The 12833-nt window shown below is 69.3% G+C and carries 10 protein-coding genes; 4 read left to right on the forward strand and 6 right to left on the reverse strand.

Annotated features, from left to right (window positions below; genetic code table 11):
- Positions 1 to 24: 24 nt before the first annotated feature.
- The 3 genes from clpB to rluD form a co-directional block, all read right to left on the reverse strand.
- Positions 25 to 2589, reverse strand: coding sequence for an ATP-dependent chaperone ClpB (gene clpB / locus G8346_RS13745; protein ID WP_206202797.1), 2565 nt, complete (start codon positions 2587 to 2589; stop codon positions 25 to 27).
- A gap of 147 nt (positions 2590 to 2736) precedes the next feature.
- Entirely contained in the window at positions 2737 to 3495 is a 759-nt protein-coding gene (gene pgeF, locus G8346_RS13750; protein ID WP_166052286.1) for a peptidoglycan editing factor PgeF, read from the reverse strand.
- Complete coding sequence (gene rluD / locus G8346_RS13755) at positions 3492 to 4442, reverse strand: 23S rRNA pseudouridine(1911/1915/1917) synthase RluD (protein ID WP_166052288.1); 951 nt, start codon at positions 4440 to 4442, stop codon at positions 3492 to 3494. The genes pgeF and rluD overlap by 4 nt, the downstream gene beginning before the upstream one ends.
- A gap of 103 nt (positions 4443 to 4545) precedes the next feature.
- On the opposite strand from rluD, the gene G8346_RS13760 reads away from it, so the two are divergent.
- On the forward strand, positions 4546 to 5292 hold the full coding sequence (locus G8346_RS13760) for an outer membrane protein assembly factor BamD (RefSeq protein ID WP_166052290.1): 747 nt from the start codon (positions 4546 to 4548) through the stop codon (positions 5290 to 5292).
- Between the two features lie 3 nt (positions 5293 to 5295).
- Here G8346_RS13760 and G8346_RS13765 read toward each other — a convergent pair whose 3' ends face one another.
- Genes G8346_RS13765 through sucC form a run of 3 tightly spaced genes read right to left on the reverse strand, consistent with a single transcriptional unit; the run spans position 5296 to position 8955 of the window.
- Positions 5296 to 6903, reverse strand: coding sequence for an NAD+ synthase (locus tag G8346_RS13765; protein ID WP_166052292.1), 1608 nt, complete (start codon positions 6901 to 6903; stop codon positions 5296 to 5298).
- Positions 6904 to 6910: 7 nt separating this feature from the next.
- Entirely contained in the window at positions 6911 to 7780 is an 870-nt protein-coding gene (sucD, locus tag G8346_RS13770) for a succinate--CoA ligase subunit alpha (protein WP_166052294.1), read from the reverse strand.
- An 11-nt stretch (positions 7781 to 7791) separates the two neighbouring features.
- Positions 7792 to 8955 (reverse strand): ADP-forming succinate--CoA ligase subunit beta, encoded by a 1164-nt coding sequence (sucC, locus tag G8346_RS13775; RefSeq protein ID WP_166052296.1) that lies wholly within the window; start codon positions 8953 to 8955, stop codon positions 7792 to 7794.
- A 106-nt stretch (positions 8956 to 9061) separates the two neighbouring features.
- Here sucC and G8346_RS13780 point away from each other — a divergent pair, with 106 nt between their 5' ends.
- The 3 genes from G8346_RS13780 to G8346_RS13790 all read left to right on the forward strand — a co-directional run bounded on the left by G8346_RS13780 (position 9062) and on the right by G8346_RS13790 (position 12783).
- A complete protein-coding gene (locus G8346_RS13780) occupies positions 9062 to 10687 on the forward strand; it encodes a PAS domain-containing sensor histidine kinase (RefSeq protein WP_166052298.1) in 1626 nt (541 codons plus the stop codon).
- Positions 10688 to 12079, forward strand: coding sequence for a sigma-54 dependent transcriptional regulator (locus G8346_RS13785; protein WP_166052300.1), 1392 nt, complete (start codon positions 10688 to 10690; stop codon positions 12077 to 12079).
- 269 nt (positions 12080 to 12348) lie between these two features.
- Entirely contained in the window at positions 12349 to 12783 is a 435-nt protein-coding gene (locus G8346_RS13790; protein WP_166052302.1) for a pilin, read from the forward strand.
- Positions 12784 to 12833: the final 50 nt, after the last annotated feature.

A 12833-nucleotide genomic window follows, 5' to 3' on the forward strand; every position in this document is an offset into this window, starting at 1 on the left:
GCGCACTAACGGGGTCAGACCCCCTTAATGGAATTCGAGGCCGTCGGGGCTGGCGTCGACCCGCACCGTGGCGCCCGGGGCGAACTCGCCGCGCAGGATACGCTGCGCCAGCGGGTTCTCCACCTGCTGCTGGATGGCGCGCTTGAGCGGCCGGGCGCCGTAGACCGGGTCGAAGCCCGCCTCGGCGAGCCGGTCCAGCGCCGCGTCGCTGAGCTCGAGCTGCATGTCGCGCTCTGCCAGCCGCGCGCGCAGGTGGGCCAGCTGGATCTCGACGATGACGCGGATCTGCTCGCGGCCCAGGGCATGGAACACCACCACGTCGTCGACGCGGTTGATGAACTCCGGCCGGAAATGCTGCGAGACCACCTCCATCACCGCCGCCTTCATGGCGTCGTAATCCGCGCCCGGGCCGATCTCCTGGATGCGGTGCGAGCCCAGGTTCGAAGTCATGACGATGACCGTGTTCTTGAAGTCCACCGTGCGGCCGTGTCCGTCCGTCAGGCGCCCGTCGTCGAGCACCTGCAGCAGCACGTTGAAGGTGTCGGGATGCGCCTTCTCCACCTCGTCGAGCAGGATCACGGAATAGGGCCGGCGCCGCACCGCCTCGGTGAGGTAGCCGCCCTCCTCGTAGCCGACATAGCCTGGCGGCGCGCCAATGAGCCGGGCCACGGAATGCTTCTCCATGAACTCCGACATGTCGATGCGCACCATCGCGTCTTCGGTGTCGAACATGAACTCGGCCAGCGCCTTGCACAGCTCAGTCTTGCCGACGCCGGTCGGGCCGAGGAACAGGAACGACCCGATCGGCCGGTTGGGGTCGGACAGCCCGGCGCGCGAGCGGCGGATGGCGTTCGACACGGCGAGCAGCGCCTCGCCCTGGCCGACCACGCGCTTCTCCAGCGCCTCCTCCATGCGCAGCAGCTTGTCCTTCTCGCTCTCGAGCATGCGCGACACCGGGATGCCGGTCCACTTGGACACGACCTCGGCCACCTCCTCGTCGGTGACGCGGTTGCGCAGCAGCCGGGTCTCCTTCTTCTCATGCTCGGACGCCTCGGCAAGGCGCTTCTCCAGCTCCGGGATGCGACCGTACTGCAGCTCCGACATGCGGGTGAGATCGCCGGCGCGCCGTGCCGTCTCCAGCTCCACGCGCGCCCGCTCGAGCTCCTCCTTGAGGTGCGAGGCGCCCTGCACTTCGGCCTTCTCGGCCTTCCAAATCTCCTCCAGGTCGGAGTACTGCCGCTCCAACGCCTCGAGTTCGGTCTCCAGCACCTGCAGCCGCTTCTTCGAGGCCTCGTCGGCCTCCTTCTTCAGCGCCTCGCGCTCGATCTTCAGCTGGATCACGCGCCGCTCGAGGCGATCGAGCTCCTCCGGCTTGGAGTCGATTTCCATGCGGATGCGCGAGGCGGCCTCGTCCACCAGGTCGATGGCCTTGTCCGGCAGCTGGCGATCCGAGATGTAGCGATGCGACAGCGTGGCCGCGGCGACGATGGCCGGGTCGATGATCTCCACGCCGTGGTGCACCTCGTAGCGCTCCTTCAGGCCGCGCAGGATGGCGATGGTCTCCTCCACGCTCGGCTCGTCCACCAATACCTTCTGGAAGCGCCGCTCCAGCGCGGCGTCCTTCTCGATGTACTTGCGGTACTCGTCGAGCGTGGTGGCGCCGACGCAGTGCAGCTCGCCGCGCGCCAACGCCGGCTTGAGCATGTTGCCGGCGTCCATGGAGCCCTCGGCCTTGCCCGCGCCGACCACGGTGTGCAGCTCGTCGATGAACAGGATGACGCGGCCCTCCTGGCGCGCCAAGTCGTTCAGCACCGCCTTGAGCCGCTCCTCGAACTCGCCGCGGAACTTGGCGCCGGCGATGAGCGAGCCCATGTCCAGCGACAGGATGCGCTTGTCCTTCAGCCCCTCCGGCACCTCGCCGTCGACGATGCGCTGGGCCAGGCCCTCGGCGATGGCGGTCTTGCCGACGCCGGGCTCGCCGATGAGCACGGGGTTGTTCTTGGTGCGCCGCTGCAGCACCTGGATGGTGCGGCGGATCTCGTCGTCGCGACCGATGACCGGGTCGAGCTTGCCCTGCTCGGCGCGCTCGGTGAGGTCGATGGTGTATTTCTCCAGCGCCTGGCGGGTCTCCTCCGCGGACGGGTCGTCCACCTGCTTGCCGCCGCGCACTTCCTCGATGGCCTTGTCCAGCGCGGCCTTGACGGCGCCGGACTCGCGCATGGCCTCGCCCAGCGCGCCCTTGTCCTCGAGGGCCGCGAGGGCGAACAGCTCGCTGGAGATGTACTGGTCGTTGCGCTGCTGCGCCAGCTTATCGGTGACGTTCAGCATGCGGTCGAGGTCGCGCGAGATGTGGACCTCGCCGGGGGTGCCCTCGACGCGCGGCAGGCGGTCGAGCGATTCGCCCAGGCGCGAGCGCAGGCGGTTCACGTTCACGCCCGCCTTGTCGAGCAGGTGGCGCAGGCCGCCGCCCTGCTGGTCGAGCAGCGCCACCATGACGTGGACGGGCTCGATGTACTGGTGGTCGCGCCCGACGGCCAGGGACTGGGCGTCGGCGAGCGCCATCTGGAACTTGCTGGTCAGTCGATCCATGCGCATGGGGTTCACCCGGAGAAACTCGGTTTCCCTCGATATGGGGGGCCTGCAGGCGCTTTTCAAGCACTGCCCGATGGGGCCCGTAACGGGGTCTGACCCCCGAAAGTGCTCATAAAATCAGTATGTTTCGGGGGTCAGACCCCGTTACAGGCCCCCGATCCAGACGAGCGTGGCCATGCGGCCCGTGGGGTGCTCTGCGCCGTCGCGGCGGTGGGAGAAGAAGCGCTCCGGTTCGGAATACGTGCACCAGCGCCCGCCGTGGACACCGGCCACGCCCGCCGCCTCGAGGCGGTGCCGCGCCAGCCCGGCCAGGTCGAACTGCCAGCGCCCGGGCCGCCCGGCGGCGAAGAACGCCTCCGCCCCCGCCCCGCACGCCGCCAGACAGGCGTCCCGAACGTCCGCCCCGACCTCGTAGGCCGCGGCACCGATACCCGGCCCGATCCAGGCCATCACCTCCCCCGGCGGGGCATCCATCTCGGCCAGCGTCGCCTCCAGCACCCCGGCGGCCAGCCCGCGCCAGCCCGCATGCGCCACGCCGACCCGCGCACCATCCGCCCGCGCGAACAGCACCGGCAGGCAATCCGCCGTCAGCACCGCCAGCACCCGCCCGGGCGTCCCGGTCACCGCCGCATCCGCCACCCGTTCGGCCGGCACCCCGGGCGCGTCCAGCCGCAGCACGCCCCGCCCGTGCACCTGCTCCAGCCACGCCGGCTCGGACGGCAAGCCGAGGGCCGCCGCCAGCAGCCGGCGGTTCGCCGCCACGCATGCCGGATCGTCGCCCACGTGGGTGCCGAGATTCAACGAAGCCCGGGGATGTGCACTTTCGCCGCCAACACGCAGGGTCGATGCCGCGCGTACGCCCGGCGGCGCCGGCCATTCCGGCACGATCCACGCCGGCCTCATGCCTTGGCGTCCGCCCGCAGCACCGCCAGCACCGCCGCCAGGTCCTCCGGCACCGGCGCCTCGAAATGCACCGTCTCGCCATGGCCGGGATGCACCAGCTCCAGCCGCGCCGCGTGCAGGGCCTGGCGCCGAAAGCCGCGCAGCGCCTCGGACAACGCGGCACTCGCGCCCGGCGGCATCACCAGCCGCCCGCCGTAGACCGGGTCGCCCACCAGCGGGTAACGAACATGCGCCATGTGCACCCGGATCTGGTGCGTGCGGCCGGTCTCCAGCCGGCAGCGCACATGCGTATGGCCGCGAAAGCGCTCCACCACGCGGTAATGCGTCACCGCCTCGCGGCCGCCCTCGCGCACCGCCATGCGCACGCGATCGACCGGATGCCGCCCGATGGGCGCGTCCACCGTGCCGCCGCCGGTCATCACGCCGACACACACCGCCTCGTATTCCCGCTTCACGCTGCGCTCCTCGAGCTGGCGCACCAGCGAGGCATGCGCGGTCGGCGTGCCCGCCACCACCATCACGCCGCTGGTGTCCTTGTCGAGACGGTGCACGATGCCGGCGCGCGGCAGCACCCGCAGGTCCGGGCGATGGTGCAGCAGCGCATTGACCAGGGTCCCGGCCGGGTTACCCGCGCCCGGATGCACCACCAGGCCCGCAGGCTTGTTGAGCACCAGGATGTCCTCGTCCTCGTACACCAGCTCCAGCGCAATGGCCTCGGGCGCATCGCGACTCTCGTCCTCCAGCGTGGCTGCGAGGCGCACCTGCTCGCCGCCGTCCACCTTGTCGCGGGGGCGCAGCGTGCGGCCGTCCACCGTGACCTGCCCGGCGCGGATCCAGCCCTGCAGGCGGCTGCGCGAATAGTCCGGGAACAGCACCGCCAGCGCCTGGTCGAGGCGTTGCCCGGCCATCTCCAGGGGAATCTCGGCCTCGAGTTCGACAGTCTGCATGGGGGTTCCGCCAGCGCGCGCCAGCGGCCAGTTTACTCGTCCCGGCGCCCACCCGCCGCAGCCGTATATAATGGCGAGCTTCGGCCCGCGTTCCGGATTCAGCATGACCTCACGCCTCCGCGCCCTGCTCTCGCTCATCGCCCTGGCGGCCCTCGCCGCCGGCTGCGCCTCGGGGCGTGACGACGACCTGCCCGATCCGGACAGCAACGCCCAGCGCATCTTCGCCCAGGCCGAGAAAGCCATGACGAGCGGCAACTACCCGGCCGCCATCGCGGCATTCGAGAGCCTCACGGCGGTCTACCCCTTCAGCGACGAGGCGCGCCAGGCGCAGCTGAACCTGATGTTCGTCTACCTGCGCAACGAGCAGCCCGAGTCCGTGATCGCCGCCGCCGACCGCTTCATGCTCGAGAACCCGACCCATCCCCGCGTCGACTACGCGCTCTACATGAAGGGCCTGGCGCGTTTCCCGCGCGATGCCGGCCCGCTGGAGCGCCTGTTCCGCATCGACATGGACAAGCGCCCGCCCGCGGGCATGCAGGAATCGTTCGCCACCTTCCAGCAGCTCCTGCAGCAGCACCCGCAAAGCATTTACGCGGAAGACGCTCGCCAGCGCATGGTTTACCTGCGCAACCGCCTCGCCGCACACGAGGTGCGGGTGGCGCAGTTCTATCTCGACCGCAACGCCCACGTCGCCGCGATCAACCGCGCGCGCACCATTCTCGAGATCTTCCAGGAAACGCCGTCCGTGATCCCGGCGCTGCAGATCATGGCGCAGGGCTACGACAACCTCGGGCTGGAAAAACTGGCGGCGGACACGCGGCGGATCCTCGAGGCGAACCGGGCCCCCTGACCGCTACCGCGCCGCGAACCCCGAAGTGATCGGGTAGCGCCAGTCGCGGCCGAAGGCGCGCCGGCTGATGCGGATGCCGGGCGGCGCCTGGCGGCGCTTGTACTCGTTGCGCTTCACCATGCCGAGGATGCGCCCGACCACCGCGCGCTCGTAGCCGCGCGCCACGATCTGGTCCACCGACGCGTCCTCCTCGATGAAGGCCTCGAGGATGGGATCGAGCACCTCGTAAGGCGGCAGCGAGTCCGTGTCCTTCTGGTCCGGTCGCAGCTCGGCCGAGGGCGGGCGCTCGAGCACCCGCGGCGGGATGACCTCGTGGCGGGCGTTGCGATGCCGCGCCAGGCGATAGACCAGCGTCTTGCTGCAGTCCTTCAGCGGCGCGAAGCCGCCCGCCATGTCGCCGTACAGCGTGGCGTAGCCGACCGCCATCTCGCTCTTGTTGCCCGTGGTCAGCAGCATGCAGCCGAACTTGTTCGACATCGCCATGAGGATCATGCCGCGGCAGCGCGCCTGGATGTTCTCCTCGGTGACGTCCTCCGGCATGCCGGCGAAGACCTCCGCCAGCGCCGCGCGCGCGCCCTCGAAGATGGGCTCGATGGAGACGACGTCGTACTGCACGCCGAGCGCCCGTGCCTGGGCCGCGGCGTCCTCCTGGCTCATGTCGGTGGTGTAGCGCGAGGGCATCATCACCGCCCGCACCCGCTCGGGACCCAGCGCGTCCACCGCGATCGCCAGCGTCAGCGCCGAGTCCACGCCGCCGGACAGGCCGAGCACCACACCCGGAAAGCGATGCTTGTTGACGTAGTCGGCCACGCCCAGCTCGAGCGCACGGTAGACGCCGTCGACGAACTCCGGCGCCGGCGTGACGTGCGAGGGCTTGATGTGCCCGCCCGCCTCGACTTCCACCAGCTCCAGCGCCTCGACGTAGAACGGCGCACGATAGACCAGCTCGCCGTCGGCGCTGAACGCCATCGAGCCGCCGTCGAACACCAGCTCGTCCTGGCCGCCGACCAGGTTGGCGTAGATCACCGGCAGGCCCGTCTCCGCGATGCGATCGCGCATCACCGCCTCGCGGCGCGACAGCTTGCCGGTGTCGTAGGGCGAGCCGTTGATGGAGATCAGCACCTCGGCCCCGGCCTGTGCCGTGGCCTGCGCCACGCCCGGGCTCCACAGGTCCTCGCAGATGGTGATGCCGAGCTTCACCCCGCCCATCTCCACCACGCAGCATTCCGTGCCGGGCTGGAAATAGCGCTTCTCGTCGAACACGCCGTAGTTCGGCAGCTGCTGCTTGCGGTAGATCACCGGCGCGTCGCCGGGCCGCAGCAGGATAGCGCTGTTGTGGATGGTCTCGCCGTCGTACTCCGGATAACCGACCAGCACCGACATGCCGTTGAGGCTCTGCTTCAGCCGCTGCAGCGCCTCGGCCACGTCGCGCGCGAAGCCGCGATGAAACAGCAGGTCCTCCGGCGGGTAGCCGCACAGCGCCAGTTCCGGGAACACCACCAGGTCGGCGCGCAGCGCGTCGTGCGCGCGCCGGCACATCTCCAGCATGTGCGTGACGTTCGCCTCGACGTCGCCGACGACGGGGTTGAACTGGGCGATGGCGATGCGCAATGGGCGCCTAGCTCAGGCGATCCAATATCGCGCTGCCCAGCTCCGCCGGCGAGCGCACCGTGGTGACGCCCGCCTCCTCCAGCGCACGGAACTTCTCGTCCGCGGTGCCCTTGCCGCCCGACACGATGGCGCCGGCGTGGCCCATGCGCTTGCCGGGAGGCGCGGTGACGCCGGCGATGTAGGCCACCACGGGCTTGGTCATGCGCCGGGCGATGAACTCGGCCGCAGCCTCCTCGTCGCTGCCGCCGATCTCGCCGACCATGAGCACGCCCTCGGTGTGCTCGTCACGCTCGAACAGCTCGAGGCAGTCGATGAAGTTCATGCCGCGCACCGGGTCGCCGCCGATGCCGACGCAGGTGGACTGGCCCAGGCCATTCTTGGTGGTCTGGTACACGGCCTCGTAGGTCAGGGTGCCGGAGCGGGAGACGATGCCGACCTTGCCAGGCTTGTGGATGAAGCCGGGCATGATGCCGATCTTCGCTTCGCCGGGGGTGATGATGCCGGGGCAGTTGGGGCCGATGAGGCGGCAGCTGTAGTCCGTGAGCGCGGCCTTGACCTTCACCATGTCGAGCACCGGGATGCCCTCGGTGATGCAGACGACCAGCTTGATGCCGGCGTCGGCGGCCTCGAGGATGGCGTCGGCGGCGTAGGGCGCCGGCACGTAGATCATGCTGACGTCGGCGCCGGTCTCGTTGACGGCATCGTGCACGGTGTTGAACACCGGCAGGCCGAGGTGCTTTTCACCGCCGCGGCCGGGCGTGACGCCGCCGACCATCTGCGTGCCGTAGTCGATGCACTGCTCGGAGTGGAAGGTGCCCTGGCGGCCGGTGAAGCCCTGGCAGATGACCTTGCTGTCGCGGTTTACGAGGATGCTCATGTCGGTGTCCCTTACTTGGCGGCCGCGGCCACGGCCTTCTTGGCCGCGTCGGTCAGGTCTTCGGCGGCGATGATGTCCACGTCGCTGTGCTCGAGCAGCTCGCGGCCGCGCTCCACGTTGGTGCCCTCGAGGCGCACCACCACCGGCACTTCCACGCCCACCTCCTTCACCGCCTGGATGATGCCCTCGGCGATGAGGTCGCAACGCACGATGCCGCCGAAGATGTTGACCAGGATGGCCTTCACGTTGGCGTTGGACAGGATCAGCTTGAAGGCCTCGGCCACGCGCTCGGCGGTGGCGCCGCCGCCGACGTCGAGGAAGTTGGCCGGGGCGCCGCCGTGCAGCTTGATGAGGTCCATAGTGGCCATGGCCAGGCCGGCGCCGTTCACCATGCAGGCGATCTGGCCGTCCAGCGAGACGTAGTTGAGGCCGTGCGCGGAGGCGCGGTTCTCCATCTCGTCTTCCTGCGACGGGTCGCGCCATTCCATGAGGCGCGACTGGCGGAACAGCGCGTTCTCCTCGATGCCGATCTTGGCGTCGAGCGCGTGCAGCTGGCCGTCGCCGTTGACGATGAGCGGGTTGACCTCCAGCAGCGCGCAGTCACGCTCGACGAACAGCCGGTAGAGGTTCTGCAGGAGTTTCGTGAACTGGCCCACCTGCTCGCCCTTCAGCTCGAGGGCGAAGGCCACCTGGCGCGCCTGGTAGGGCTGCAGGCCGGCGGCCGGATGCACCGCCACGGTGACGATCTTCTCGGGCGTCTTGGCGGCCACCTCCTCGATGTCCATGCCGCCGGCGGCCGAGGCCATGACCACGATGCGCTCGCGGCTGCGGTCCACCAGCAGGCTGAGGTAGAGCTCGCGCTCGATGGAGGAGCCGGCCTCGACGTAGACGATGTTGATGGGCAGGCCTTCCGGGCCGGTCTGGTGGGTCACGAGCTGCTCGCCCAGCATCTTCGCCGCCGCCTCGCGCACCTTGTCCGGCGTGTCGACCACCTTCACGCCACCGGCCTTGCCGCGCCCGCCGGCGTGGACCTGGGCCTTCACCACCCAGGTGCTGCCGCCGATCTCCTCGGCCGCCTTGGCCGCGTCGTCGGCGCTGCGGGCGGGGATGCCGCGCGAGACCGGGATGCCGTGCTCGGCGAAAAGTTGCTTGGACTGGTACTCGTGGAGGTTCATGCCGCAAGGACTCCCGCTGCGAAAGGGTTTCGGCACGGGCCGAAAGCTGGTTATTCTCCCCCATCGGTCCGCATTGCGCCAAGCCCGGGACATTACAAGAAGCCTCATGCCCCTCCGCACCGAACTCATGGCCCCGGAATTCGCCTGGCGCACGCTCAGGCTGCTGAACGCCTTCCGGCTGCTGTACGCCGCACTGCTGTTCGCCATGTTCATCTACCCCACCACGCCGCGGCTGGTGGGCGAGGCGCATCCCGACCTGTTCCTGGCCACGGTGCTGGCGGCCTTCGTCTGGGCGGCGGTAAATGACTTTGCGGTGAACCAGCACTGGCCCTCGGTGCAGGCCCAGGGCATCAGCCAGGGGTTCTTCGACATCGGCGCCATCGTGCTCCTGACCTGGGCCAGCGGCGGGCTGGGCAGCGGCGTGGCCAATCTTTTGATCATCACCGTCACGGCGCTGGCCATGATCACCTCCCGCCTGCGCGGCCTGGCCTTCGCAGCCCTCGCCGTGCTGGCGATCCTCGGCATGCAGGCCTACGGCCTCGCCACCGGCGTGACCGGCGCCGGCGAGAGCACCGCCTCAGGCCTGTTCGGCGGCCTGCTGATGTTCCTCGCCCTCGCCGCCGGGCCCTTCGCGCGCCGCTTCGCCGAGAGCGAGGCCCTCGCCCGCCAGCGCGGCGTGGATCTGGAGAACCTCAACCAGCTCAACGAGTACATCGTGCAGAACCTGCGCGAGAGCATCGTGGTGCTGGACTCTGACGACCGTATCCGGCTCATGAACGAGGCCGCCGGCAAGTATCTCGGCATCGGCCGCGGCTGGCGCGGGCGCCCGGTGCGCGAGGCCTCCGAGCGGCTCTACCAGGCGGTGCGGCAATGGCGCGAGCACGGAAGCAGCGACCCGCCCCCGCCCTTTCCCTCCGCCGACGGCGCCACCCAGGTCGCGCCCTATTTCGCCCCCATCGGCCGGCCGCGCAGCGGCGCCCTGCTGATCTTCCTCGAGGACACCAGTATCCAGTCCGAGCGCGCCCAGCAGGCCAAGCTGGCGGCGCTGGGGCGGCTCTCGGCCAGCATCGCGCACGAGATCCGCAACCCGGTCGGGGCGCTGAGCCACGCCGCGCAGCTGCTCGGCGAGGCCGAGAACCTGCAGGACAGCCAGCAGCGCCTCACCACAATCATCGAGAACAACGCCACCCGGGTGAGCAACATCGTCGAGAACGTGCTGCAGCTGTCGCGGCGCGAGCAGCTCAACCCGCAGCGCGTGGACCTGGTGGCCTGGGCCAAGCAGTTCGTGGAGGAATACGGCGGCGCCGCCGGGCTGCCGGCCGAGGCCGTGGACCTCGAGATCAGCAACGCGCCCATCGAGGTACGCATGGACCCGGGGCATCTCTACCAGGTGGCGACCAACCTGTGCGACAACGCCCTGGCCTATGGCGTCATGGCGGGGGCCGCGCCGCGTATCGAGCTCGCCATCGGCCGGCGCAGCGGCACCGACCGGCCCTATCTGGAGGTGCGCGACCGCGGCCCCGGCATCCCGCCCGAGCTGGCCGAGCAGGTGTTCGAGCCCTTCTTCCGCGCCGGCACCGACGCCACCCAGCGCAGCGGCAGCGGGCTCGGGCTGTTCATCTCCCGCGAGCTGTGCGAGGTCAACCGCGCCACCTTGTTATATGAGCCGCGCAGCGATGGGGGAGCGATATTTCGTATCATCTTCGCCGACCCCAAGCGCTGGAGGACCTGAGTGAGCGAGCCGACCGTCCTTGTCGTCGACGACGAGCCGGACATCCGCGAGCTGCTCTCCATGACCCTGGAGGGCATGGACACCCGCCCGGACACCGCCGCCGACCTCACCGAGGCCAAGAGCAAGCTCATCCACGGCGACTACGACTTCTGCCTCACTGACATGCGCCTGCCCGACGGCGACGGCCTCGAGCTGGTGCAGTGGATGCAGCGCAACACGCCCGACGTCCCGGTGGCGGTCATCACCGCCCACGGCAACGTCGAGACCGCCGTGCGCGCGCTCAAGCTCGGCGCCTACGATTTCGTTTCCAAGCCGGTGAAGGTGCGCGACCTCAGGAAGCTGGTCGCCACGGCCCTGAAGCTGCGCGGCGCCAACGGCGAAGGGGCCGGCGCCCGGGCCGGGACACTGCTGGGCAGCTCGCCGGCCATGGACAAGGTGCGCAGCATGATCGCCAAGGTTGCGCGCAGCCAGGCGCCGGTGCACATCGTCGGCGAGTCCGGCACCGGCAAGGAACTGGTGGCGCGACTCATCCACGACTCCGGCCCGCGCGCCAGCCAGCCCTTCGTGCCGGTGAACTGCGGCGCCATCCCCGCCGAGCTGGTCGAGTCCGAGCTGTTCGGGCACATGAAAGGCAGCTTCACCGGCGCCACGGCGGACCAGGAAGGCCTGATCCGCTCCGCCGAGGGCGGCACCGTGCTGCTGGACGAGATCGCCGACCTGCCGCTGCCCACCCAGGTCAAGCTGCTGCGGGTCATCCAGGAGCGCACCGTGCGCCCGGTGGGCGACACCCGCGAGATCCCCGTGGACGTGCGGTTCCTGTCCGCCACCCACCAGGACCTCGGCAAGCTGGTGGCCGACGGCCGCTTCCGCGAAGACCTTTATTACCGCATCAACGTCATCGAGCTCAGGGTGCCGCCGCTCCGGGAGCGCGGCGACGACGTCATCGAGCTGGCCGAGCACCTGCTGGCCCGACTGGCCGAGCGCAGCGGCGTCGAGACCCCGGAACTCAGCCGGGACGCGCGGCGCCTGCTGCAGCAACACCGCTTCCCGGGGAACGTGCGCGAGCTCGAGAACACCCTTGAACGCGCGCTGGCGCTTTGCGAGGGCGGGCGCATCGAGGCCGGGGACATCCACCTGCGCGGCCCGGCGACGGGCGCCGACGAGGGGCCGCTGCCCGAAGTCAGCGGCATTTTCCGCGGGCTGCACCCGGCGACCGAGCCCTACATCAACCCCGAAGACAGCCGCCTCGACATGCGCATCGAGGACATCGAGCGCGCCGCCATCCTCCAGGCGCTCGAGCAGACCCGCTACAACAAGACCCAGGCCGCCAAGCTGCTGGGCATCAGCTTCCGGGCGCTCAGGTACCGCATCAAGAAGCTCGGGATCGAGTAGGCGGGGCCCTGGACCCGTCGGGCGAGCCCGGCTGGGGTGTCCAAGGGTGACGTGGAGCGTCACATTGTGACGTTGAAGGTCGGGTTCGGGCGCGGTGGCTGGCCGGGCCTGGATCGGCTCACGTCAAGCCGTTTACTTGAATATCAATAAGTTACGCGCAATCCCCGAGAGTTGGCACGCCGCTTGCTTCTATTCCTGCGACGGCGAGCGATCGCCACGCACTGCAACGACAGATTTCGTTTGGTTGTTCTCTCAAGGGAGATTAGAAAATGCGTAAGGTACAGAAGGGTTTCACTCTTATCGAACTGATGATCGTGGTTGCGATCATCGGCATCCTGGCGGCGATTGCTATTCCCGCCTATCAGGACTACACAATTCGCGCGAAGGTCACTGAAGGCCTCAACACGGTGGCTGTTGCTCGTACAGCTGTGGCGGAGTACTGGAATACGACCGGCATCTTCCCGACCAGCCAGTCAGCGGCGGGGCTGGGCACCAACACCGACTACGCAACCAATATCATTAAGCAGGTTGACGTGGACGGAAGCGTGATTGACGTCCAGTTCAAGGCAATCGGCGGCGACGTTGATGACGGTGACTTGATCCGCTTCACGGCTACCCCCACCAGCCCCGGCAGCACGCTTGAGTGGGATTGCGCGACCGGCAGCACGCTGCCCGCGAAGTACCGCCCGGCCAACTGTCGCTAAAACCTAAAGCGACTAGCTAACTGAAAGCCGGGGCGCCAGTGTGCGCCCCG

It is taken from the genome of Thioalkalivibrio sp. XN279, assembly GCF_011089885.1.
Taxonomy (GTDB): domain Bacteria; phylum Pseudomonadota; class Gammaproteobacteria; order Steroidobacterales; family XN24; genus XN24.